Origin of the sequence: Microcoleus vaginatus PCC 9802 (assembly GCA_022701275.1) — a bacterium.
In the GTDB taxonomy this organism is placed as follows: domain Bacteria; phylum Cyanobacteriota; class Cyanobacteriia; order Cyanobacteriales; family Microcoleaceae; genus Microcoleus; species Microcoleus vaginatus_A.
Genome location: CP031740.1, coordinates 135001 through 158299, shown reverse-complemented (window position 1 = coordinate 158299; position 23299 = coordinate 135001). Strand labels below are relative to the sequence as shown.

21 protein-coding genes, 3 tRNA genes, 1 rRNA gene and 1 pseudogene (1 of these 26 cut by a window edge) are annotated in these 23299 nt (G+C 46.5%); 13 read left to right on the top strand and 13 right to left on the bottom strand.

Annotation, left to right across the window (positions count from 1 at the left end; genetic code table 11):
* Positions 1–97: 97 nt before the first annotated feature.
* The 3 genes from D0A34_00745 to D0A34_00735 form a co-directional block, all read right to left on the bottom strand.
* Positions 98–169 (bottom strand) — tRNA-Gly (locus tag D0A34_00745).
* A gap of 13 nt (positions 170–182) precedes the next feature.
* Complete coding sequence (locus D0A34_00740) at positions 183–389, bottom strand: hypothetical protein (GenBank protein UNU17572.1); 207 nt, start codon at positions 387–389, stop codon at positions 183–185.
* Between the two features lie 174 nt (positions 390–563).
* Positions 564–794 carry a hypothetical protein gene (locus tag D0A34_00735; GenBank protein ID UNU17571.1) on the bottom strand — a complete coding sequence of 77 codons (231 nt, stop codon included), beginning with the start codon at positions 792–794 and terminating at the stop codon, positions 564–566.
* Positions 795–817: 23 nt separating this feature from the next.
* Here D0A34_00735 and D0A34_00730 point away from each other — a divergent pair, with 23 nt between their 5' ends.
* The 3 genes from D0A34_00730 (at position 818) to D0A34_00720 (ending at position 3061) form a co-directional block, all read left to right on the top strand.
* The gene (locus D0A34_00730) at positions 818–2635 is read left to right on the top strand and encodes an ABC transporter ATP-binding protein (GenBank protein UNU17570.1); all 1818 of its coding nucleotides are present in this window, start codon (positions 818–820) and stop codon (positions 2633–2635) included.
* A 199-nt stretch (positions 2636–2834) separates the two neighbouring features.
* Positions 2835–2919, top strand: a tRNA-Tyr gene (locus tag D0A34_00725).
* A 70-nt stretch (positions 2920–2989) separates the two neighbouring features.
* Positions 2990–3061 (top strand) — tRNA-Thr (locus tag D0A34_00720).
* A 426-nt stretch (positions 3062–3487) separates the two neighbouring features.
* Here D0A34_00720 and D0A34_00715 read toward each other — a convergent pair.
* Positions 3488–4402: a M23 family peptidase gene (locus D0A34_00715; GenBank protein ID UNU17569.1), complete on the bottom strand. Its 915-nt coding sequence runs from the start codon at positions 4400–4402 to the stop codon at positions 3488–3490.
* Between the two features lie 34 nt (positions 4403–4436).
* Between D0A34_00715 and D0A34_00710 the strand changes: the two genes are divergently transcribed.
* Both D0A34_00710 and D0A34_00705 read left to right on the top strand, forming a co-directional pair.
* Complete coding sequence (locus D0A34_00710) at positions 4437–4718, top strand: hypothetical protein (GenBank protein ID UNU17568.1); 282 nt, start codon at positions 4437–4439, stop codon at positions 4716–4718.
* Complete coding sequence (locus D0A34_00705) at positions 4719–5939, top strand: PDZ domain-containing protein (GenBank protein ID UNU17567.1); 1221 nt, start codon at positions 4719–4721, stop codon at positions 5937–5939.
* Between the two features lie 305 nt (positions 5940–6244).
* Here the strand turns inward: D0A34_00705 and D0A34_00700 are convergent, their stop codons facing one another.
* The 7 genes and pseudogenes from D0A34_00700 to D0A34_00670 form a co-directional block, all read right to left on the bottom strand.
* Positions 6245–6592: a DUF760 domain-containing protein gene (locus D0A34_00700; GenBank protein UNU17566.1), complete on the bottom strand. Its 348-nt coding sequence runs from the start codon at positions 6590–6592 to the stop codon at positions 6245–6247.
* Between the two features lie 42 nt (positions 6593–6634).
* Positions 6635–7150 carry an SMC-Scp complex subunit ScpB gene (gene scpB, locus D0A34_00695; GenBank protein UNU17565.1) on the bottom strand — a complete coding sequence of 172 codons (516 nt, stop codon included), beginning with the start codon at positions 7148–7150 and terminating at the stop codon, positions 6635–6637.
* 437 nt (positions 7151–7587) lie between these two features.
* Positions 7588–8391, bottom strand: a pseudogene (locus tag D0A34_00690) (ATP-binding cassette domain-containing protein).
* Positions 8392–8756: 365 nt separating this feature from the next.
* Entirely contained in the window at positions 8757–9428 is a 672-nt protein-coding gene (locus tag D0A34_00685) for a hypothetical protein (GenBank protein ID UNU17564.1), read from the bottom strand.
* Between the two features lie 65 nt (positions 9429–9493).
* Positions 9494–9745: a TIGR02450 family Trp-rich protein gene (locus D0A34_00680; GenBank protein UNU17563.1), complete on the bottom strand. Its 252-nt coding sequence runs from the start codon at positions 9743–9745 to the stop codon at positions 9494–9496.
* 627 nt (positions 9746–10372) lie between these two features.
* Complete coding sequence (locus tag D0A34_00675) at positions 10373–10597, bottom strand: hypothetical protein (GenBank protein UNU17562.1); 225 nt, start codon at positions 10595–10597, stop codon at positions 10373–10375.
* 1508 nt (positions 10598–12105) lie between these two features.
* Positions 12106–13938 carry a peptidase C14 gene (locus D0A34_00670; protein ID UNU17561.1) on the bottom strand — a complete coding sequence of 611 codons (1833 nt, stop codon included), beginning with the start codon at positions 13936–13938 and terminating at the stop codon, positions 12106–12108.
* Between the two features lie 282 nt (positions 13939–14220).
* Here D0A34_00670 and D0A34_00665 point away from each other — a divergent pair, with 282 nt between their 5' ends.
* The 5 genes from D0A34_00665 to D0A34_00645 all read left to right on the top strand — a co-directional run bounded on the left by D0A34_00665 (position 14221) and on the right by D0A34_00645 (position 18045).
* A complete protein-coding gene (locus D0A34_00665) occupies positions 14221–14922 on the top strand; it encodes a 4-vinyl reductase (protein ID UNU17560.1) in 702 nt (233 codons plus the stop codon).
* A gap of 94 nt (positions 14923–15016) precedes the next feature.
* Entirely contained in the window at positions 15017–15283 is a 267-nt protein-coding gene (locus D0A34_00660) for a hypothetical protein (GenBank protein UNU17559.1), read from the top strand.
* A gap of 170 nt (positions 15284–15453) precedes the next feature.
* Positions 15454–15924 carry a phycobilisome protein gene (locus D0A34_00655; GenBank protein ID UNU17558.1) on the top strand — a complete coding sequence of 157 codons (471 nt, stop codon included), beginning with the start codon at positions 15454–15456 and terminating at the stop codon, positions 15922–15924.
* 50 nt (positions 15925–15974) lie between these two features.
* A complete protein-coding gene (locus D0A34_00650; GenBank protein ID UNU17557.1) occupies positions 15975–16637 on the top strand; it encodes a 4-vinyl reductase in 663 nt (220 codons plus the stop codon).
* Positions 16638–16878: 241 nt separating this feature from the next.
* Entirely contained in the window at positions 16879–18045 is a 1167-nt protein-coding gene (locus D0A34_00645) for a low-complexity protein (protein ID UNU17556.1), read from the top strand.
* Between the two features lie 17 nt (positions 18046–18062).
* On the opposite strand, the gene D0A34_00640 is transcribed toward D0A34_00645, so the two are convergent.
* Both D0A34_00640 and D0A34_00635 read right to left on the bottom strand, forming a co-directional pair.
* Positions 18063–18533: a phycobilisome protein gene (locus tag D0A34_00640; GenBank protein UNU17555.1), complete on the bottom strand. Its 471-nt coding sequence runs from the start codon at positions 18531–18533 to the stop codon at positions 18063–18065.
* Positions 18534–18571: 38 nt separating this feature from the next.
* Positions 18572–19054 (bottom strand): (2Fe-2S)-binding protein, encoded by a 483-nt coding sequence (locus D0A34_00635; GenBank protein UNU17554.1) that lies wholly within the window; start codon positions 19052–19054, stop codon positions 18572–18574.
* 500 nt (positions 19055–19554) lie between these two features.
* On the opposite strand from D0A34_00635, the gene D0A34_00630 reads away from it, so the two are divergent.
* From D0A34_00630 to D0A34_00620, 3 genes are all read left to right on the top strand, one after another.
* The gene (locus tag D0A34_00630; protein UNU17553.1) at positions 19555–21492 is read left to right on the top strand and encodes a serine/threonine protein kinase; all 1938 of its coding nucleotides are present in this window, start codon (positions 19555–19557) and stop codon (positions 21490–21492) included.
* A gap of 412 nt (positions 21493–21904) precedes the next feature.
* Positions 21905–22123 (top strand): hypothetical protein, encoded by a 219-nt coding sequence (locus D0A34_00625; protein UNU17552.1) that lies wholly within the window; start codon positions 21905–21907, stop codon positions 22121–22123.
* Between the two features lie 157 nt (positions 22124–22280).
* Positions 22281–23299 (top strand): 16S ribosomal RNA (locus D0A34_00620); it runs 489 nt beyond the window's last position.

Sequence of the window (23299 nt, the reverse complement as noted above, 5' to 3'; positions counted from 1 at the left end):
CTTACCACTAACTTAGGTATTTTCAACCATCCTTAGGAGTAGACCGAAAACTTTCTTGATATACTTTCCGGTTTCCTTGATTTTTTTTATTTTCTAAAGCGGGTGACGCGATTCGAACGCGCGACATTCACCTTGGCAAGGTGACGCTCTACCACTGAGCTACACCCGCATTTCCTGCGGTATTAACAATATTGTCTCAATTCTCGAAATTTGTCAAGTCTTTTTACTAAGTTTTTTTCACAAACCCAGTAAAAACCCCCAAAGCCTATCCCCACCTGAAATTTCAGCACCCAGATTCTTAACCAAATCAGTAATTGCCGTGAAAATTGACCGCCATCCGCCGACGGCAAAGCTACAATCAAGCTGGAATTGTCGGAGAACACTGTCATGTCAGATTTAAATCGCGGAATCATGAAGTTCAAGGGCGCTGACAGTCCTATAGCGATCGCCATTTCGGCGATTGTCATTGCCGGCGGAATCGGCTTCTTGATCTGGTGGGCGCTGCAATCAGCCTACACCCTCAGCTAACAGACTACTCAAACGTAAAACTTATAAGACCTTGCTCAGAAGGCAGAATTTAAGAAAAATTCTGTCTTTTGCATTTTTTTGCCCTTCGTCTTGAATTTATTGCCCAGGAATGCGGATCGATTGCTGACGATTGAATGATTGCCATAAATCACCTGATCGGGCGAGTCGCTAGCATGAGCCGAGATGACTCCCCGATCAACTACTTTTGTAGTACACTTGTAAACAAATCGCGCCGAGAGCGCAGTTTTAGATGCAAGTGTTTGCAAGGGTTGTATCTCAACAAAAATTTATGGCAAGCTTTCAGGACATTTTCCAATACTACAGTCGCTACTGGAAAATATCAGTTTACAGCATAGGCGCATCGAGCGTTTTGGCGCTAGCCGATTTGCTTGTTCCCTACGCGATCGGTCAAATATTAAACGTATTGTCGGATCAACCTACAGATACAGTAACGAAAACACTCATAACAGCGATCGCCTCTGTTACCCAGCACTCACCCAACAAAATATTATCGCTATCCGTCTTGCTGGGCATGATTTTTCTGGTAACAGTCGCCAAAGCACCGGTACAGCCTTGGGTAGCAAATTGGTTCCACTGGGCGATACCATTGAGGGCAAGGCGCGATCAAATGAGAAGCGCGATCGGCAAAATCCTCACCTTGCCCCTAGAATTTTACGACGAAAACAACGCCGGACGGATTGCCAGTCGCATCGCCAAAGGCATCGCCAACCATACTTGGACTTACCCAGAAATTGCCGGCGAATTCATCCCCGAAGTCGTCCGCTTAATCGGCATTTTTGCCGTTATCTGCTTAATTGAGTGGCGGATTGGCTTATTAATTTTGGTTTCATTCCTATTTATCCTCAGTTTCACCTTAAAAGGCCTGCAAGGAGTGACTGCGCGCGAAGAAATTCTGGACGAATACATCGAAGATACCGAAAGCCGCAACTCGGAAATTATCACCAACATCAAAACAGTCAAAGCTTTTGCCACAGAAAGCGATGAACTCAAAAGGCAAACCACCAGACTCGATCGCGAATTAAAAGTCGTGATCGACCGCATTCACAAAGGATACGTCACCTTGGGGGCATACCAGCAGACGATCGTCCAGTTGTGTTTGTTTTCAGTTCTCGGTTTTAGCCTAGCCGCCACGGTTGCAGGCAAAATTTCCCTCGGATATTTTGTTACCGTCTACACGTTGGCAAGCATGGCATATTCCCAACTGCGTCCGATTAGCATTATCGCCGAATTATTGGCGCGGCGTTATTCTTCAATGATCCGGTTCCACGAGTTTATGCAAACGCCAGACGGTGTTGATGCGGTTAATTTAGCAGAAAATGCTCGATCGGCGTCGCCTTATAAATTTACCGGCAAAGTTGAATTCAGCGGTTTGACCTTCGGGTACGACAGTCAAAAACCCGTTTTGCAGGATGTGAATTTATTGATTCATCCCCGTCAGACTGTAGCATTAGTCGGGCGATCGGGTTCCGGAAAATCGACTTTAGTTAAACTTCTGTTTCGCTACTTTGAACCCAACTCCGGCAGCATTCTGATCGACGGCGAAGACATTCGCAGCTTAGACGTGACTCGCTACCGTCAGCGTTTAGCCATTGTTCACCAAGAAGTAGACGTTTTTAACGGTACTTTGCTGGAAAATTTGACTTACGGAAACAGAAATGCAACTTTCGAGCAAGTTGAGGATGCTTGTCGCATTGCCAAAGTAGACGATTTTGTGCGGCTATTGCCCCAAGGTTACTATACCGTGGTCGGGGAGAGAGGAATGCGGTTGTCCGGCGGTCAGCGACAGCGGTTGGGCATTGCGAGAGCGCTGTTGGTGGAGCCGGATGTGTTAATTTTTGATGAGGCTACTTCTAGTTTGGACTATGAGTCGGAGCGAGCGATCCAGCTAGCCATGCAGAATATCCTCGGTACGCGCACCACCATAATTATTGCCCACAGACTGAGTACAATTCGCGAAGCCGATACGATCGTCGTGCTCGACGGCGGTAGAATCGTCGAAGTTGGCAGTCACGACGAACTCTTGAGTCAACAAGGCATTTACCGTCGCCTGCACTCCCTGCAAGAAACCGGGGAATTAGTGAATTAGGGATGTGGGCTAAGTCTAGGCGGGGCGCGTGCTCCGGGCCGACACCAAGCCTAGACTTAGCAATGGGCACTTTAAACAGTATTTACTTTTCCGGTCTGCCCCTAACTGACTTATGCCTTCTCAACTTAATGATTAGAGTTTTAAATATAATGTTGCAAATAAAGATTATGGTGCTAGGATGTATAACTGTGATGGAAATGGGTCGATGCCCGAGCGGTTAATGGGGGCGGACTGTAAATCCGCTGGCTACGCCTACGCTAGTTCAAATCTAGCTCGGCCCACCTCAATTTAATAAAAAGTTAAAATTTAAGAATTAAAAATTAATTTTTTAATTGGAGGTTCTTAATTTTTTATGCCCGTGTAACTCAGTGGTAGAGTACCTCCTTGGTAAGGAGGAAGTCACGAGTTCAAATCTCGTCACGGGCTTGCATTCTAATTCATAGATTTCCTTACGGCAGCTCAGAATATTCTAGAGCTTGGTTACTTTGGCAGAGTAGTTACCACAAGGTGATACATAAGTACCAATTGCTAAATCTTCGCTAGGTGTGTAGGGATGCTGTGTAACGCTGTGGTACGTATCGGTTCCCTTTATGCGAAACCAGAGAAGCTTAAATCTATCCCGAAAACAATCGCAGCGATTATAGTCGCTAATGAGCTCCTCATCAGTTTCGTAAAATTCTGGAAAATACGGGCTAGAAGCTCTTTTGAGTAGCTTTTGCCCTACTAACCAGCGGACAGTTGCCGTCTGCTCCCAATATGGTGGACTTGTCCTCATTGTGCTATGGTGCATCGTAATTTCTAAAGCTTGCTTGTCTACAGTAAATCGCTCATATTTCGCTCACACTAACAATCCTATTTTTTAATAGTCGCTTGCAAATAAAGCAGCGGGTCTTCAGCAACCCAACCCAAACCCGAATTGTACCGAACTTCAAAATGCAAATGAGATGGCGGAATGTCCCGTTTTCCCGTCGTCCCGACAGTTCCCAAAACTTCTCCAGACAGCACTTTTTGGCCGACTTTTACGGCAATATCTTTCAAATGAGCGTAGCGCGTTTGCTTCCCTGCTTGATGGTTCACCACAACTAAATTCCCGTAATCCCCCTGCGGCCCGGCAAAGGCGACAGTCCCCTCCCCAGCCGCCAAAACCTGCGTACCCTCCGACGCCAAAAAATCTACGCCGCTGTGGAAAAAAAATTCGCGCCGCGCCGGATGCAATTGCCGCCCGTAACGCAAAGCTTCCACTGCTGGGGCGGGCAGCGGAAATCTTTGCACCGATGGCGTTGTATCGGGATTTACAGAAGGCCCGATCGATCTATTCACCGCAGGCACAAACACGGTTTGTCCCAAAGCCCTGCACCCATTCGCCTCAAATAGCAAATCTGCGCGCACTTTGTAAGCTTCTGCCAGTTTTTGCCAATTCCAGCCCGCAGGCACTTTTACCTCGATTCCACTGTAGGGAGGAATGACGATCGCACTTCCAGCAGATACTCGACCGCCCCGCAACGTCGGATTTATCCCGATCAGCGCTGCAGGAATCACATTGTATTGCCGCGCGATGCTTTCTATTGTTTCGCCCTGGGCCACAGTGTGGCGGCGCAATCGAGACATAGCCGGACTCGGGCAATCGCGGGCGGGGTCGGGGTTTTCTAGAGGTGTACCTGAGGGAAGATTTGCAGGTGGAATCTCCGTATTTGCCGCCGTTTGCCCAACAGGTGCGATCGACCAAATTAGTGCACAAATCAGCGGAAATAAGCGTTTAAAAGCCATTATCTGTAAAGAAAAAATTATTCACTGTGGATACTTGACAGTTTTCAAGTCGAGTGAAACTGCATATTTGAAAGCTCTAGCCGTCCCCCATACTGTAAATCCCAGGCTAAGCCAAGTTAGGATGAGAATTATTAGTTTTGGTCGCTCTGGGGAAATCAGGCAAAAATTGCTTGTGATGCCCATCAGCGCCTGCCTGTTAACAGCTATGTTCTTGAGGAAGCGGTACGCCCCGCCCCGCTTCCTTCCCGTCGTCAAGACAAAAATGCTTGATTCGGAACGTGTCTGCGGGGATGAAGTATTTAACGGGAGTTATTAAATGAGTTTATCTTTTAAGCAAACGACCCTTTATGTGACTTTGCTGTCGATCGGGGGAGGCCTGGGATGGTTGGGCAATCGCTATCTGCAAGGCTCCAACAATCTGGAAACCGGATTAGTTTTGCCAGTAGTGCGCCAGCAACTCCCCCCCTATGCGTCTCCTCCAGTTCAGGAAAATCGGGCGGTAGATCGCAGCAATCCCAATTTTATTGCTGAAGCAGCCGAAAAAGTTGGCCCGGCTGTAGTGCGGATTGACGCCTCAAGCAAGGTGGCGAATCAAGTGCCGGAAGCTTTCAAAAATCCTTTGTTTCGTCGGTTTTTTGGGGAAAATTTGCCGCAGCCGGAAGAACGAGTCAAGAGAGGTACGGGTTCCGGGTTTATTCTCACTTCTGACGGCCGCATCGTTACTAATGCTCACGTTGTCTCCGGAACGGATACTGTCAAGGTGACGCTCAAAGACGGCCGCGAGTTTGAGGGTAAGGTGCAGGGAGTCGATCCGCTGACGGATGTCGCTGTGGTTAAGATTAATGCTAAGGAACTGCCGCAGGTGGCTTTGGGTCGATCGGACAATATTGTACCGGGACAGTGGGCGATCGCGATCGGCAATCCTTTAGGTCTCGACAATACCGTGACTGTGGGCATTATCAGCGCTACGGGTCGATCGAGTTCCCAAGTCGGCATCCCCGACAAGCGAGTCCGCTTCATCCAAACCGACGCCGCCATCAACCCCGGCAATTCTGGCGGGCCGCTACTCAATGACCAAGGCGAAGTAATTGGCATCAATACCGCTATCCGCGCGGACGCTCAGGGCTTGGGATTTGCAATTCCGATCGAAACGGCCAAACGAGTTTCCGATCAGTTATTTGCCAAAGGTAAAGCCGAACATCCCTATCTCGGCATTCAAATGGTCAGCTTGACGGCCGCCACCAAGGCAGAACTCAACAAACAGCTCGATAATAATAAAATTACGCTCGATCTAGGCGTAGCCGTGACGCGAGTCGTAGAAAATTCCCCCGCTCAAAAAGCCGATTTGCGCGCCGGAGATGTCATTCAAAAAGTTGACGGAATTGCAGTCAACACTCCCGGGGACGTGCAAGAACGGGTGGAAAACACTGTTGTGGGCAAAGAACTCGAACTGGAAATTAACCGTTTGGGTCAAGTTCAGAATATAAAAGTACGTCCGGGTGCTTTTCCCCTATCGGGTAGCTCCGCCGGTGGGTAATACCATTTGAGGTTTTCAATTAAAGAATTGGAAATGACTTACGGGATAAGGATTTGGAGCTTACCTACAGTTGCATTCTTTTTGGAAACTGCTATTAGTTGCAAACGGTGGAGGATGAAAGATAAATCTGATGCTTTATAGTCCTGGATGCAGCAACCGGGTTTTTTCACCAAAATCCTCAGTGTAGGGCGAGGGATACCCGGTTAACAGCCCGGTTTCTTAATTCCCTGTGCCTCCCTGATTCAGGATTATGGGTTTTTCTTAACAACTTTCATCTTTCTGGCTTCCCCAACCCGTTGATCTTTTTACTTGTCTTTGGGCGAGTTGGGTTGAATCGAGCTGGTGCTTGCTAAATTTTCTTCTAGGTGCATCCTCTGCTCCATTTGCCTCAAAAAATAGCCTGTCATCATCGCTGAAGCTAGCAAACCTGCTAAGTTTTCGCGGTCTGTGGTAATTTCGACGTTAAAATTTTCTGAAGGCAAAACGCCGACAAGTCCTTGAACGTTATGAGAGATTATTTCTCTGATGTCGGGGCTGACGGACTTGGCGACTCGGGCTAGAACCTCCGGGGATTGGTGTTGGAGGTACTTCAGCAGTGGATTGACTGCCGTTTGTTGGGCATTGGATGTGTCAAAGTCAGGGTGAAAAACCATTTGGCGATTCTTAATTTCTGGCTGGTTACATTCTACTTCAAACTACTCGTCATTGCTTGGGTACAAATTTGCCTGAAAGTCAATTTGCAATTGTTTTGGCAGTTGGTCTACTTGAAAGTACCGATGAAATTTCTCGGTAACTTGTAACCAATATGACCGCCCCTCAGCAGGCCGCCGTTTGCGGACGAAACCCATTTCAACAAGTTCCTGCACTTGTTGGTAAGCTCCTGAACCTCGCAAGTTAACTAAATCTGGCTGAGCGATGCCGCCTTTGAGCGCGATCGCAGCCAGCGTCCGCAAAGCTCCAACACCTAATTCTGGAGGTATTAAAGTTTGCATTAAACTGGCAAACTCTTCTCTGAGTTGCAGACTGTATCCCGTGGGGGTTTCGACGACTTCTAATGCACTGTCGCGGTGGGACGAGTCAGACATGAGTTCGATGATGGCGTCTTCGGCTTCGGCTCGATCGCATTTGGCAATCTCGGCAATTTCGGCGATCGACACTGGCTGACCTTTTAGGTAAAGTATGGCTTCTATTGTTGTGGCTAAGCGAGTCATTTGGGAATTAGTAATTAGGAATTGGGACGTTGAAAGAAGAAGGAGAAAGCAAGAAAGAAGAAGGAATCAGGAAAACAACAGCTATCCGTATCTCACTAACTTCCGTGTCGTGAATAATGAGAATTGGTAATAAACATTGCCCTTACACAAATGATTAATAGTGTAGGTTAGGTGGAGGAACAAAACCCAACTATTTCAATTTTATTTTTTTTTATCTCAGTCCGGGACGCATAAAATTTATATATAGGGTGCGTCATGGCGGCCCTAACGGCTAGAAGTAGAGCGTTCAACTTTTTTTGCTTCCCAGGATTCCGATGTTTTTGCTAAAAAAATAGCATTGTTAATCGCCAATTTACCACGTTTGAGTATCAAACTTAGCGATTAGCTATTTATCAATCTAACTGTCTGCCCCTCCGCTATTCTACAAAAATATCCTCTCAATTAGAAGGAAGAACCATCATTCCCTTTTTATCATCTTTGCCATCCAGATATAAATCGGCTTCTTCCAGAGTAGGAAAAAACTTATATTTCCAGCGAACGCATATTTGTTTCATCACTAACTCTTGGTCATGTTCCTGCTGCAGTTGATCCAACGTTCCTAGTTTAATTAGCTTGCCGCCGTCCATAATGCCGATGCGATCGCACAAATACTCCACTTCATCCATATAATGCGTTGTCAACAGCATTTTCATTCCCTGCTTGTTCAAATCTCAAATAATTTCCCAGAATCACAGCCTTTGCGGGTCTAACCGTACCGTCGTTTCCTCCAAAAATAAGATTGGCGCCTCGTGCCAAAGTCCTCTGGTAATTTGCAACCTTTTGTTCATTCCCCACAATTTTTTTACTAAATCATCTCGCCTTTCTGCTAATCCTACATATTCCAACCACTGTTTAATGAACTGTTGCCGTTTCTGGTTGGGAATGTGGTGCATCGAGCCGTGAAACTCCATATTTTCCCATACTGAAAGCTGATTATCAACACTGATTTGTTGGATCAAGACGCTTATGCACTGTTTCACTTGCAAGCTTTGCCGCATCACGTCATATCCAGCTACCTGGATTTGACCGCTGCTGGGCTTAGTCAGGGTAGTCAGCATCCGAATTGTGGTCTATTTTCCGGCACCGTTGGGGTCTAGGAAACCGAACATTTCTCCGGCTTCAATCCTGACCGAATGGTCATTGAGAACGAGGATTTTCTTGTAAATATTGCAGGCTTTTTGCAGAGAAAGAGACACAGATATAGGTATTTCGGTATAATTTACTGGAAACAAGGTTCTTTCTTCTCAGTCATATCATGTCGGGTAAATTAACCACAATACTTGTTGTGGCGAGTTTCACCAATAATCTGTAATTCACATCCACCATATTTATAAACCCGCCCCAACGAGGCGACAAAATTTTATAACGGTCAATTCAACACAGATGATATCATTCCTGGACGCAGAAACCAGGTTCTATCTACTAACATCTCTGCTGATATTCATCGGTACTGATACCAGAAAAACCCAGTTTATTTGCTATTTATACACGAGTTTTTTTAGTGTAACTAATCTCAGGGCCATCTGCAGGTAGAAAACTGATTTTTTTTACAGCTTGCAGGACCCAATTATTGCGGTTGAGTTAAGTCGGGTTTCAATTCCATCATCCTGCTGTCTAATTTGCGTGCTGCATCGCTAATCGTGATAGTCGGTTTAGTGCCGTCGAGATACATAATCGCCATAAAACTTCCTATTTTTCCCCGCCGAAACAGCGCGAGTTCGACATTCATGGTTACACCTTGTATTTTTCCTTGAGTTTTCCACCCAGCCGATACCTCGCCAATCTTGTCTTCTAAGGTTAAAGCGGTAAGATTAGCAAACTGAAATTCCTTGTTACGAGTGTTTAAACCTTGGGAGAACTGTTGTGCAAAACTCCCTTCACCGATTTCAGCATCAAATTTAGCTCGATCGATCCGGTTGGGCAGTTGCGCTGTAAATCCTGTGACTACTTGAAACTGCTGGTCATCGTTCTTGTAATAACCAAAAACGCTTGCTGGTTTAAAGTTTGGGGTACGGCTGACTATGTTTTTGATAGTGGCAGGTGGCATCTCTGTAAAACCTGCGGGCAAGTCTTGTAAGGTAAGGGCTAGGCTGGACAAGTCCGCTGCAGGAGTTGGAATATCGGCAGACAGAATATTGCTGCGATTGATCGCCTTGATTGCGATCGACACTTCGGAAAATCCACCGCCTAATGCAGCACTAATTAGCAAACACACCAATAAGACAACTTTTTTTTTCATTATTTTACCCTGTTGCTATTAGTCATTACCCCTGTCTACCTCACTCTACCCCACAGCGCTGTCTTTTAGTCTGCTGTTTCTAATTCCTCTAATTCTTGCGTAGACTGCCATCCAGCTTGCCAGAGCGATCTGTCTTTGAGTTGTGCGGCGTTGAGCCAAAAACGGACACTTGGATCGCAAGCCGCCACCATTTCTGCAAATACCCATTTACCTTCGTTTTTTCGGTTGACCACTTGAAAGTGTCGCCACCCCCAAGTTTTTTGGTGTGAAGTCCATCGGGAACCAACTAAATAAGGAAATTTTTGTTTTTTGCTCACAGTATTTTTGTGGAAAAATATATTAGAAAGCAAGTGAATTGTAATAACTCGTTCTGTTTGATGATATTAGTTCCCTTTTAAAGCTCGTCCAACCCTCTCCCCCTCTCCCCATCTCGAACATAACAGATAATATAGAGGCGCTGCAGCTTACATGAGAGTTTACCTAAACTCTATCTGCAAGTAGATGCGTTTATTGTAACTGGCAGCATTTCCCCCCCGAGGTTCAAAAGTAAGGGCAGTTCAATGACTGCCCCTGTAATTAGTTATACCTATTGAATAGGATAATTTTTCAGGCGATCCACAAATAGCCTATTTATCCAATACGAGCTAAATCGTGAATCTCAAATCTAAAAGCAAATAACCCAGGTTATAGTTGTGCACAATAATCCGTTCTGTGAAACTTAGTCAAATCTACTTTGAGAGCAGGTTTGACGCTCACTTCCTGTTCGACCAAGGCGGTCGGGCGCTTCTTGTCCCCAGGCGCGTTTTCGAGCCCAACTTTCCCTACAAACATTTTTTCAATCTTAATCGTGTTTCATTGATCCTGTACAGCTCAATAAAAAAGCACTTTTAGGTAAGATTGACTAATTTCTTTGATTCTGTCCCTACCTCTTGATTACTTCCCTGTTAAGGCTTTTGGCCGGATAAGTCCAGAGGAAGTTGGGGAAGCCGGAGGCGAACCGCATTTGTTTGCAGCCACAGAGTGATGGCGTGCTTCCGTTGCGGAGTCACATACTCTCCCGGTCGGATCACGCCAGCACAGACGCCGATGTTTTTAATAAGGGTTTCTCGCTCCGATGAACTTGCACCCTGTAGCAACCTGACTTGGGCTTTGATAAAATCCACGTTCATAGCTGAAAGTAAAAGTAAGTAAAGAACTCAGTTAAATAGCGATGCTTTGGTTCCGATTGTAACTCTAAAACCACTTGGTATGAATCAAATTGATTCAACATCCCCAGGATGGGGATCGGGGCGTCTAGAGCTAGCCAACTTTATTTACTTTATCTGTTTTTGCTAGCAAAAGTGTCACTATGCTAGCAGTTTTGGCAGAATTATTTATAGTTAAGAACTGTTACAAATTTGGCTCAATTTCCACAATACGGCAGAGTTTAGTGCTAACGCTACTCTCCGGAACTCAAAAAGTTCAGCATTGTCTCCAACTCCTTGCCTTCATAGGTTTTACCCTCCCCGATTGGGAAGTGATCCCTCGGGGAACATTCCTCTTCGAGCGCCCCTCTTAACACCCGGACACTGCCACATCACCCTATTGATTTAGATCGTCCCGTCGGCTTGGCTGTGGACTACAACTTCAGGCATACGTGTTGTTACCGGGGCTACAATAAGCGAGTAAGTTTTTATTCTTGTTTCTCAAGGATATATTTTTTGGATTTTCTTGCAAAGCCCTTATTTGTGTTAATTAAGGCACCTTAGCGATGTCCGGGGAAAGGAAGACTCGCAGCTTGCCAATCCAGATATTTTGTGCTGTGTGGCGGTGAATCTGTTTCCTGAATTCCTTAGGAGCGATCGCTCGTCCGCTATAATTGCCAATAAGTGCTCATTTTGTATAATTCATAACATATCCCTCACTGCTAAGAATTTAAAAACAGCACCCGTTTAAACAGTCTTCCATCCGTTGATCGCTCCTAATAGCCCACCAATAGGGGTAAAACAAATTAACTCTGCATACCCTATTTTTTTAAGGCGATTTTGCCTTTGCCATTGGCGTTTAATAGCAATTCACTCTTACCACATGAGCTATTTACTAAAGTTAGAATTAACTCTAGATTAAGCTAATAATTCAACTTGATAAATTCACTAATTAGCTCTTTTAATTGAAACTTAAAATTAACTAATTTACGGTTTATTTATCAACTTAGTGTTTCAAAAAAATATCTTTACAGCCATCCTTATTGTTAAAAACAATGGTTTTTGACGTTGGAGGCGTGGATTTAGGGAACTCTGCACGTGAATTAAAAATATTAATTAACCGACGTTACACCATTTGAGGATTATTGTGGGGAGTAGGGGTTAGGCGTCCCACCTGCTGTGAAAATACACGCCTTCGGGATACGAGAGCCCATCCCATAAAAAAAATTAAAATCATCCCGCTATTACGCAACCCCAATTAACCAACCCATAAGATATCTTTCACTCTACAAAGAGGAACCGACCAGGCAGCATATAAAATCCCCTCCGCAGCTTCTGCGCGAGGGGCAATGCTTAATAAAATTATTGGTTTTAAATTATCGATGTGTAGATCTCTTTTTGCAGTGTCAAGAGGTATCGAGCGCCCTATCTACCTATTGCGGCCAGTCGCTAAGATAATTTCCCGGTGGGAAACCGAGAAATTATCAACTAAATCAACCTTTTTTCTGGCGTTGCAGCTTAGTTTTCCAATTGGCGATCTCCTTCTGAGCAGGCTGATAACTCTTAGTACCCGACGGCACCAGCGAAGCAGCTTCAACTGCCTCTTTCAGCTTTCCTTGAGAGCCGCGCAACTGAGAAATTTTGAGAATACTTTCGCTCCACTCTCCAATTAACTGTTGAGCTTCTTCATACTTCGGCTGACCGGGTTCAATTTTATTAGCTTGCTGGATGCCTTTACTGTAAGAAGAGGCAACCCCCCGCTTAATTTGACCCTTAGCAGCCGATAGCAAAGCAATATTTACATCCTGGTCTTTGGATAGCTCCTCCCACTGAGCGATCGCCTGTTTCGACTGATTGTAAACAGGCTGATTGACATCAGGCATCAATTTAGCTGCCCCGATCGCCCCCTGGAAATCGCCCCGAGCAGCCCGCCCATTAGCTATATCCAAAATTGTCAAACTCCAGCGCTCAATATCCTGCTGAGCCTGCGGGTAGAGCGGATCGTTAGCCGGAATCGTTCGAGCCTTAACCACTGCTTTATTAAAACTAGAAGCCGAACCATCCTTGAGGAAAGTTTTCGCCTCAGCCCACACCTGCTGGCTCGATGGTGGCTGCTTGGTTCCAGTCCCTGCTTGCACCGCCCGCGGTTGGTTCTGCGACCCCCCAGTACCAGTAAATTTTTGAGATCCAGAGTTTTGGGCATTTTCAGCAGGCGATCGAGGATCTCCTTCCTGCTGACCAATAAAAATTGATTTGTTCGTCACAAAAACACCCAACAGCAGCACCAAAGCCGTAGCTGAACTCCACAAAATTAGCTGCTGCAAAAATGACTTATCCGATCCCCCGTTATGCTCATCCTGCGGCTTTTGCAAGTTCGGTCGATCGCCCCCCCGATCGGCAGGGGCCACAGCATTTGGCTGCGACACAGGCGGCTTCTCAACCGGCAAATCCTGAGCGTTGCGAACTGCCGGAGGCAGATCTATTCGAGCCGTAGCTGTCGCCATTTGCGGGCGATCGAACCCATCAGCCGTACCAACCGTCATATTGCCGTTGCGTCCGGCCAACGCAGCAGTTGGTACCCCTGAAGCATCCGGCAAAATCACCAAATTAGCCTTTCCCGGAGGATTCACCACCATCAAAGGTTCTTGTTTCGGACGCAAATGGTGGTCACACAGCTCCGGCAGTCGATCGCTCAAAAAACGGTCTAAACCCTTAATGGTCATGCACTGTCCCGAGCGTAGCCCCTCCAAAAGCGCCGTCGTAAAAAACCCCTGACGCAAAGCCGAAGTTTCCCGCGAAACTTGATTCGGGCGACAAGAAAGCACCGTGGGGATTTCCAGTTCCCGCGCCAGCTCGACCGTTTGAGAGCCGATCGTTTCCCCCGCTTTCACAATCTGGCTGCGGTTCATATCAACCAGCACCAATACCGTTTCCGTAGGAGCGTTTTTCAGAGTATTCAACAGCAACTCTACCGGAATCCCCGTACCCTGAATGTCAGCCGGATTTCCGTCAACCGGCATCAAATAATCTTTACCTTCATAGCTGACACCGTAGCCGCTAAAAAAACACCAGAGTAAATCTCCCTGTTGCACATGTTCCGCGCAGAGGCTTTGTGTCAATCTCAGAATATTTTCCCGATTTGGATACGTAGATTGACCCCACAGCGACGGCGAGCTATCGGTCATCAGCAGACATCCATCCGGCGCAAAACCCGCCTCCTCAGTCAAAAAACCGTACAGGGCCTCTGCATCCTCTTGGGCATAATTCAAAGGCTGGAGTAACTGATATTGATTGATGCCTATTGCAATACAAGCGTGATTTTTCATCCCCATATGCCCTATATATATAGTGGACAGCTTGCACAAAACGATAACACATAGCCGTTTAAGGTTATACCCACTTTCGTCAGCACTCAGAGAGCAGTTGTCCAAAGGCAGAACTCCCAACTAGCCCCCAAATTTAGCATCCTAGAATTTTTAATTTTTATATTGCAGTGAAAAATTATACCCTGTGCCTGCCTTTAGAAAAATAAAGTTAAATTGGATACACAGGTCAGTCTATTTGACTCTAATTTTCACCAAACTACACCAAACAGGAATAACCCGCCAATGGTCTCTACCGCTAAAAAAGAAATCTCCACCCACAGCGAATCGCTACTGAAGCAAAAGCATCCTAAAACTCACAGCCACTATAGGTTTCAGGATTTTTTTGCCTTCGACCGCCAGATGGGTACAATTGACGACTGGAATCAGTCGCGCAACATTTTTACCAGTGAAGACTTCATTATCGGTTTGGTGGAGGGGCTTGAAGAAGAAGTCGGCCCCGCGTCCTCTGTCATCATGTATACTATTGGTTGCCAGTGGGGACTCCAAGATTCCGAATTTTTTCAAAAATGGTTTAGTGCCGAATACAGCCAGAACATTCGCCAGTCAAATCTCATGTTTCTGCTAGAAACTTGGTGGTGGCCTTTCACAGCTCAAGGTTGGGGTCGCTGGGAAGTGGACATGAGCGATCGCAAACACGGCTGCATCTTCATCAACCTCTTTGACTCAGCAGTTGCTCGCACTTTGGGCGACGTAGGCAAACCGGTTTGTCACCTATACGCTGGTTTGTTCGCCGGTTTTTTCGGCTCTCTAGTCAAAAAGCCTCTGAGCTGCATAGAACTCCAATGTTACTCAATGGGAGAAACCTATTGCAAGTTCCTGCTTGGCAACCCAGATAAAATTGATGCAGCAGCATTCTGGCTCAACGAAGGTGCCAACGCCCGCGATATTCAAAATCGACTGCAACACGGTGAAATATTGCGGTAAACAACCTGGAAAGGCACATCCCCTGCCCTGCCTTTCCTCCCACCAATTTCGCGATCGAAAGTGCGATGGTGGATTTCTCCAGGCAGGAAGAAAGATGAAAAGTCAAACTTCATGGTTGGGCCAATCTGTCCAAGAATTCTTTGGTCACTATAATTGGCTGGGAAAATCTTTAGAAACCCCAACTGGCTCTACCCCCGGTCAACTTCTGAGTTTAACCCAGCCAGTAGCAGACTTTTTTCAAGCTATTTCTTGGGAAGGAATTCCGGAAGTAGGTGCCCTCCCCCTACCGCCACCCTTGCCAGTAATTTCTATTTCTGAACAAGCAGAAGTCACCATTGATGACCTATTCGACCTCTTTTAATTTGTGTAGGGAATAAAAAATAAAAAATAGGGCAATCCCTCATCCATCTTCCCTCACCCCTCTTTCCTCATCCTTCAAAATCCATTAGTTAAATCCGTTAAATCCCGTACATTGCTCGTTGCCGAACTTCCTTCCTTTTATCAATTATCGATTACCACTTAATTAAAATCATGCACCCTGAGATTGAGGCGCTGCTGGATCAGGCAGAAAACCGCTTTTTAAAAGGCGAAGAACTCATAGCTTTTAAGCGTCAAGCTGTAACCCTTGTCCAGCGCTTAAAAATTTACGAATTTTTGCGAGAGAAGGAAGCAAGCATCTTCCAACCAGTAGCCACCAAACTACAAGAAACATTCCCCGACGAAAAACAAGAAACCTTAGAACGATCGCTCAAACACTGGGTTTTAGTCTTGCGGTACTGCGCTATGGCTATGCTCCTGAACGATCAAAATTTTCTCGAAGAGCGGCTGGTAGACTGGCTTTCCGGCATAGTCGAAGCTCACCAAACTCAAAATATCGAAGCAACTGTTTGCAATCTGCTCCAAACTCGTTTAAAAGAATTGCTTTCCGAGCAAGCCCGGGCTATATTGCAACCATTTTTCGACCAAGCACAGTCAATTATTATTGACCAAGGTAATAAATAATCAGCTTTCTTCCCAATTTCCAATTCCCGATTCCCAATTCCTAATTTCCGATGATTAATATTGCCGACTTACTCAAACAGCCCCGACTCCCTGGAAACTACTTTGCCAGCGATGCCTACGTCCGAGGCGACCTCGAACTCGGCCTCCTCGAAAACCGCCGGGGTGATCGGCTCTTAGCACTCCCAGAAACACTGATTCAAGCCATTTATATCGGCTTAGAACAAGAAACAGGTCAAGCCTCCCGCCTCGTGCTTTTCAACTGCGGTCGCTGGTGGGGTAAAAACTTCTACGTGCGTTTTTGCGAAGAAGTCAGCGAATACTACGGTCAGCCAGTTTCTGAAATGGAAATGGTAGAATTTCTTCAGTCCTTGCAGCAGTGTTGGAAAACTCATGGATGGGGAACATTTGAGCTTGATCCCAGCTATTCCGAACATGGATTTTTAATAGTAAAAATTGCTAACTCTCTTTTTGCTAAAACAGCTCCCAAGTCTAAGCGACCAGCCTGTTTTTTAGAAGCAGGTATTTTAAGTGCGTTCTTTAGTCAGCTTACGGGTCGAGAACTTCACTGCCTGCAAACATCGTGCGAATCATTGGGTGCGGACTGCAACCGCTTTATTTTAGGGCTGCGCGATCGCCTACAACCTGGCGATTCTATGGTCGAAGAAGGAAAAGACCATGAAGCTATTCTCAGTCAACTTTTCCAAAAAAACTGACTGATTTGACAGCTATTACTGTGTTGCTAATAGCTGTCAAATGATTGTTGGGCAGCCATATTATCCACTGTATCATCAAAACTGTGAGTTAAATAATAAAAAAGAGCCTGACTCAAAAAATCCGGTTTTAGCAATTTAAATAAAACCTGATTATAACGAGCAGCTAGAAAATTCATAACTTACTCTAGAAACTCATAAAATTTAAAAGCAATCAAAACCTCAAACATTTTGCTAGAACTTAATGGACGCCAATGAACTTCTAACTCGATATGCAGCCGGCGAAAGAGATTTTAGACTGGCAAATCTGCGCGGCATTGTGTTGAGTCCGATCGATTTATTCCGTTCCAACGATGCCCCAACTCTAATTTTGGCAAACCTCAACCAACACCAGCAACGACCCTACTTAATTGGTGCTAACCTCAGCGGGGCCGACCTCACCAAAGCCCATCTGAGCCGAGCCAATCTCAGCAAAGCTGACCTCAGCGGAGCCAATCTCACCGGTGCTAACCTCATGGCAGCTAGTCTGAGCGGCGCCAATCTCATCGGTGCCAATCTCACCGGCGCCAACCTCGCCGGAGCTCATCTGAATTGGGCAAACCTGACCGGAGCAATTCTTCCCAATGCTAATCTCATAGGTGCAGATATGAGCGCCGCTAACCTCACCAAAGCCGTTCTCACCGAGGCCAATCTCAGTAAAGCCTATCTGATTAAAGCCAATCTCAACGGGGCAAACTTCCAAGATGCTTACTTAAGTCTAGCGAGTCTCAAAGAGGCAGACTTGACCGAAGCACAGCTCACCGGAGCCGAATTATCTAAAGCCAACCTAGCCGGAGCCAACTTAACCCGTGCTAACCTCAGCAAAGCCAACCTGTTGAAAGCTAATCTCAGGCGAACTAACCTCACTCAAGCCTATTTAAACGGCGCGTGCTTGATCGGATCAGACCTTAGCGAAGCTTGCTTGGATAGAGCCAATTTGTGCAAAGCAGACCTCAGCAAAACCTACCTGAGAAATATTACTTTGAATGGCAGCCACTTAAGCGGTATTAACTTCAGCGGGGCCGACCTCAGCGGTGTAGACTTGAGCCGCAAACTTTTAACTGGAATTAATATGGCAGAGGCGTTGTTGAACGAAGCCAACTTGAGCGGTGCTTATCTGATGGAAGCTAACTTGAGCGGGGCAAACCTCAGCAAAGCCAACTTGAGTCTAGCGTACCTGATCAATGCCGACCTTTCTAATTCTTGTCTGCATGAAATTAACTTGAGCAAAGCTAACCTGAGTAAAGCCAGCTTGCAGAAAGCTGACTTGACAGGAGCCAACCTCCGGGGGGCCATTCTCACTGAGGCGGATTTGACGGGAGCGAAGTTGATTGGAGCCACTCTTCCTAATGGCACAGTTTATCGGCGTTAAGTTGTCAACCCCCTTGATTATTTGCCTAGTAAAGTGCGGTTGATGTCCAGAATTGGAAAAAATAGGTTCCTTTCTTCCACGGTGAGATATTGTTTGAGAACCTTTTTCATCACATCGTAGGTCACGGTTGCACTATTTCTAACTTGAACAGCGCCTAAAATAGTTTGCAACCAAAGTAGTAGCCGATCGCGCAATCGTTCCGTATCATTAATCAACAGTGCTGCCGCCGAATGCCTCAACACCTGCACAATATCTCCACGGCACTTTTCAGTGACATCGTTAGCCCCCCGCCGAAATAAACTAGGGTCTAGAGACAGCATTTGTGCTTCCACTTGCCGCATAATTTCTGTTTCAGAGGCTTGAATTTTTTTATAAGCACTCATCCGGTGATTCAAAGACTGAAAGTAGTCTTTCAAAAATTGGAGTTCTTCTGCACTGGCGTAGCGTCCGTCTGCTTCCATGCTCAAACGCGCAAGTTGGCTCAACATAGATTTTTCTCTACTACTAAAATACAAACATATCAGTTTTAAGCTTCTTTAGTCCGAACTAAATACTGTCCTACTTGAAAGCGGGTTTCATTAAGCTGTGTAACGATAGAACGAGTAATTAACTTACCTGATTCTACAACTACTTGACCCGTAATTGGGTGTAATAAATCTTGCTGGGCCCGGCGACCGATCAGAGCTTCGACATTTTCAATAGCATTAATGTACATCCCCGCAGGCAACTGTACAACCACACCCTCGCCCATAATTTGAGCTTGACAAGCAAGTCGCGAATTGGCTTTAGCCGTAGTAATGACTTCCAACGTCCTTCTCTCGCGGCGGTTCATGTCCGACAAGCCTTCCATGCCTTCTTTAATGTAAACATGGCAGGTAGCGCACATTCCCCGCCCCCCGCATTCCTTGAGAACGTCTAAGTCTTTGGAAAGTAAGGCAGACAGGATATTTGATCGGGTTTCGACTGCTATTTCCTCCGCAATTGGATCTAGTTTTATAATTTTAACCATATTGATGTTTGCTCCTGTCAAGTTCAGTATTTAGCAAGTTACGATCAACTTATTCAAAGCGCAAAAAAATTTGGCTAACACTCAAAAAGGTTAAGATGCCTTGACGACAGCATCGGCTTCTGGCTCTCTAACCCCTATGGCATAACCGCACTTCTGTTTTGGTCATCGCTGTTCCCTCGCCCCGATTCCCCAGCTTAGCCTTGAAAAGCTAAAACCTTAGATACTTTCTGGATGGCATGGAAAAAACTGTAATAGTCGCGATCGACTAAAATAGCAGCCACAGGTAGTTCCCGAGCAGGTCTCGGCATCCGGCAAGATTGATAGTGATTCCGAAGCTCAATGATTTTAGTAGGTGCGACTGTGCGATCGCTCTCAAGGAGGCTGAGAATGAACCTGAGATAACATAGGCTGTACCTGGCGAGCGATTCAAAAATTTGAATTTTTGTCAGAATTATTTACATATTTTAATACTAGCTCAAGCTTTTTCTATAATTAGACCGATGCAACATTCTAAGTACCGCATTTTAGGGCTAGTCGGACAAGGACAATTTGGTCGAGTCTTTTGTGCCAGCGTTCGAGAAGCTCCCCCCCAGGACTCCCGCCTCACCAGCCAACTGGTTGCTCTCAAAGAACTTAGTCATCAAAAAGCCCCAACTAGCGAATTCTTGCGAGAGCTGTGGTTTCTGATCACCTTGCAGCACCCGAACATTGTTACCTGCCGAGCTCTAGAACACACAGCTACAGGCAGGTACTTGGTTATGGACTACTGCGAGGGAGGAACCCTCCGCAACCTGCTCAAACAAGACCGCCCCTTGCGTCTGCTCGAAGGTTTACAGCTAGTTATGGAAGTTTTAGCCGGCTTAGACTACGCCCACCGCCGAGGCGTTGTTCACTGCGACATCAAACCCGAAAATATCCTCCTAACTTTAGGAGCAAAAGGTTGGTCGCCCCGGCTTTCTGACTTTGGCATCGCGCGTCGGCTGCCAGAAATTGGTACCACTCGCCTCCACCAAGAAATTTCTCCCGACGCTACCGTAGGTTCCCCCGCTTACATGGCCCCTGAGCGGTTTTACGGTCTTTTTTCCCCGATGTCAGATATATATGCAGTAGGAATTCTGCTGTTTGAATTGCTAATGGGCTACCGCCCTTTCGGGGGAACCCCCGGAGACTTGAGGTGGGCGCACCTGAATCAACGCTTGCAATTTCCCGACGCCATCCCCGAACCTTTGCAAGCAATAGTCAAAAAATCTTTAGAAAAGCTGCCAGCCCGCCGTTTTGCCAGTGCTTCCCAAATGGCTCAAGCTCTGCGGCTGATCATGTACGACCCCGCTGTCAGGCAATTGGGCGACTGCATTATTCCTTGGGAAAACCCCACAACCAGTGGTGATAAAAGTCTGAAGTCTGAAACTGAGTCTTTGCTAGAAGTTGAAGAGGAAAAAGCATCACTGTCGGCGATTAATTTACTTCGGACTGTGCGCTATTCGCTTTCGCAGCCCAAGCCACTGATACTTCCAGCACCGTTGACCGCTTTAATTGCCACTGAAACATATCTCTATGCTGCTGTAGGTACAGAGGTGAAGGTTTGGTCTCAGCCGGGAAAACAGCTAGTTACAGAAGAAATGTCTATTTCTATTTCATTAATGCCGGAAATCGTGCGCGGCATTTTACCTGTTTCCCACGGCTGCTGCGTTCTCACTCCGCAAAAACTTTACTGGCTCAATGAGCGCTCTTGGGAGCCTCAGTGCTTGCTGGATATGGGTTTGAGGCAAGGTCCAGATGCTTTAAAAGCAGCTGTAGACTCTCACGGCAACTGGTTGACAGTAGCGGTTCCCGGCGAACTGCGTTTTTATTCTTTAGGTGCAAACAGCACTGCGGGCGCTCAGAAAAAAGCCCTGAAGCTGATTGCTACTGTGCCGTTACCAGAACACTATTTACCAGAATTAATGTTTTTGGATAGGCGACACGTCTTAGCAGTTTGGCCGGACAACGAACCAAAAAATCCCCAAACTATTTTTAGAGTTTACACTCGCCGCGGCACCCCGGTGGGTTCTGTGCGGTTGTCTGCCAGCATCGGACAGATGCTGTTGACACCTGAGCCTTATACTTTGCTGGGAATTCCTCAAGGTGGTAAAGCGGCGGTGCTGTTGATGAAATTGTCGCCACTCAAGGTAGCACGAATTCCTCTTGAAACTTTGCCCGTGTCTGCTTGTGTGGCTAATTGGGGATGGGTGTTGGCAGATGTTGGGGGGCAGATAGAAGTGTTAAACAGTCAAGGGATTCAAGTAGGGAGTTTTAGCAGCCCCACCTCACCCAGGGCCATAGCCCCCTGGGGGAATAGAGGTTTGGTGATTGCTGTCAATACTGAGGAAGAGAGTCACTTGCACTTTTTAGATGTAGGTGTTGAGGAGAGCAACTCGCGCTCGATTATCAAAGGCTGATAACTGGCGTAACTGAAGGAGTTTGGGCGTGTAATTCAGGAGAGTGTATTTGCGGGTGATCGATTCCTGGGAGTTTGATCAGGGTTAGAGTACCGTGTCGTGTCAACTTCTGGATTTTGAATCAGAGGAATTGTTAAGGGCGATCGGCTCAATCTGAGACCCAAACGTCCCTCAGTGAAGTCCAAGAAATGCAGACACCACTTACATATATATGATATATGACTCATGCACCAGCCTGCTTCTGTCATCCTAACCTCATGATGCAGCCTCACACCTTACACTCTAACTTTGCCTTACCTATACTCCAAGTAAGCCCCATCATGTTGAACCACAGAGTTCTTCTACCCATGCGCGGGAAATAGTCCGCCCAAAAGCCGTATTTTGGTGCCAAAAAAGACCTCATAGTTAAAATATGGAGTCAGCGCTCGGATACCGGAGCGGTGAAGGACAGGCGAAAGCCTTGGTGTGTATAGGTTCAAAAAAAATCAAAAATATTTTCACAAAACGCTTGACAACTCTGGGGAGAGTTGATACATTAATAAAGCGCCAGAAGAGAAGCGGTTCACTGAACCGCGGACTAAAGGCAAAAAAGCAAGACAAAAAACTGAACCTAGAAAAAAGAATAGTTTGAAAGCTTAAAGCACTATTAACCTCGTCAAAAAATTAAGATCGAGAGTAGAAGCGAGAGCTAATACTCAATATCACAAACAACGAGAAAAAAGTCAAGGGAAAAAAACCAGCTTAAGGGCTGAGTGGAAAGAACTTGATTGTAGCCAAAAAAACTCAACAACACGGAGAGTTTGATCCTGGCTCAGGATGAACGCTGGCGGTCTGCTTAACACATGCAAGTCGAACGGAGTAGAAATACTTAGTGGCGGACGGGTGAGTAACGCGTGAGAATCTGCCTTCAGGACGGAGACAACAGTTGGAAACGACTGCTAAGCCCCGATGTACCGAAAGGGAAAATATTTATAGCCTGAAGATGAGCTCGCGTCCGATTAGCTAGTTGGCGGAGTAAAAGCCCACCAAGGCGACGATCGGTAGCTGGTCTGAGAGGACGATCAGCCACACTGGGACTGAGACACGGCCCAGACTCCTACGGGAGGCAGCAGTGGGGAATTTTCCGCAATGGGCGAAAGCCTGACGGAGCAAGACCGCGTGGGGGAAGAAGGCTCTTGGGTTGTAAACCCCTTTTCTCTGGGAAGAAAGTTGTGAAAGCAACCTGACGGTACCAGAGGAATCAGCATCGGCTAACTCCGTGCCAGCAGCCGCGGTAAGACGGAGGATGCAAGCGTTATCCGGAATGATTGGGCGTAAAGCGTCCGCAGGTGGCAGTTCAAGTCTGCTGTCAAAGACCGGGGCTTAACTTCGGAAAGGCAGTGGAAACTGAACAGCTAGAGTATGGTAGGGGCAGAGGGAATTCCTGGTGTAGCGGTGAAATGCGTAGAGATCAGGAAGAACATCGGTGGCGAAGGCGCTCTGCTGGACCATAACTGACACTCAGGGACGAAAGCTAGGGGAGCGAATGGGATTAGATACCCCAGTAGTCCTAGCCGTAAACGATGGATACTAGGTGTTGTCTGTATCGACCCGGACAGTGCCGTAGCTAACGCGTTAAGTATCCCGCCTGGGGAGTACGCACGCAAGTGTGAAACTCAAAGGAATTGACGGGGGCCCGCACAAGCGGTGGAGTATGTGGTTTAATTCGATGCAACGCGAAGAACCTTACCAGGACTTGACATGTCGCGAATCTTCTGGAAACAGAGGAGTGCCTTCGGGAGCGCGAACACAGGTGGTGCATGGCTGT

Excerpts from the sequence above, each read along its gene's own strand:
- D0A34_00740 (UNU17572.1), bottom strand. The coding sequence starts at position 389 with ATGACAGTGTTCTCCGACAATTCCAGCTTGATTGTAGCTTTGCCGTCG.
- D0A34_00730 (UNU17570.1), top strand. The coding sequence starts at position 818 with ATGGCAAGCTTTCAGGACATTTTCCAATACTACAGTCGCTACTGGAAA.
- D0A34_00715 (UNU17569.1), bottom strand. The coding sequence starts at position 4,402 with ATGGCTTTTAAACGCTTATTTCCGCTGATTTGTGCACTAATTTGGTCG.
- D0A34_00705 (UNU17567.1), top strand. The coding sequence starts at position 4,719 with ATGAGTTTATCTTTTAAGCAAACGACCCTTTATGTGACTTTGCTGTCG.
- D0A34_00700 (UNU17566.1), bottom strand. The coding sequence starts at position 6,592 with ATGGTTTTTCACCCTGACTTTGACACATCCAATGCCCAACAAACGGCA.
- scpB (UNU17565.1), bottom strand. The coding sequence starts at position 7,150 with ATGACTCGCTTAGCCACAACAATAGAAGCCATACTTTACCTAAAAGGT.
- D0A34_00685 (UNU17564.1), bottom strand. The coding sequence starts at position 9,428 with ATGAAAAAAAAAGTTGTCTTATTGGTGTGTTTGCTAATTAGTGCTGCA.
- D0A34_00675 (UNU17562.1), bottom strand. The coding sequence starts at position 10,597 with ATGAACGTGGATTTTATCAAAGCCCAAGTCAGGTTGCTACAGGGTGCA.
- D0A34_00670 (UNU17561.1), bottom strand. The coding sequence starts at position 13,938 with ATGAAAAATCACGCTTGTATTGCAATAGGCATCAATCAATATCAGTTA.
- D0A34_00665 (UNU17560.1), top strand. The coding sequence starts at position 14,221 with ATGGTCTCTACCGCTAAAAAAGAAATCTCCACCCACAGCGAATCGCTA.
- D0A34_00660 (UNU17559.1), top strand. The coding sequence starts at position 15,017 with ATGAAAAGTCAAACTTCATGGTTGGGCCAATCTGTCCAAGAATTCTTT.
- D0A34_00655 (UNU17558.1), top strand. The coding sequence starts at position 15,454 with ATGCACCCTGAGATTGAGGCGCTGCTGGATCAGGCAGAAAACCGCTTT.
- D0A34_00650 (UNU17557.1), top strand. The coding sequence starts at position 15,975 with ATGATTAATATTGCCGACTTACTCAAACAGCCCCGACTCCCTGGAAAC.
- D0A34_00645 (UNU17556.1), top strand. The coding sequence starts at position 16,879 with ATGGACGCCAATGAACTTCTAACTCGATATGCAGCCGGCGAAAGAGAT.
- D0A34_00640 (UNU17555.1), bottom strand. The coding sequence starts at position 18,533 with ATGTTGAGCCAACTTGCGCGTTTGAGCATGGAAGCAGACGGACGCTAC.
- D0A34_00635 (UNU17554.1), bottom strand. The coding sequence starts at position 19,054 with ATGGTTAAAATTATAAAACTAGATCCAATTGCGGAGGAAATAGCAGTC.
- D0A34_00630 (UNU17553.1), top strand. The coding sequence starts at position 19,555 with ATGCAACATTCTAAGTACCGCATTTTAGGGCTAGTCGGACAAGGACAA.
- D0A34_00625 (UNU17552.1), top strand. The coding sequence starts at position 21,905 with ATGGAGTCAGCGCTCGGATACCGGAGCGGTGAAGGACAGGCGAAAGCC.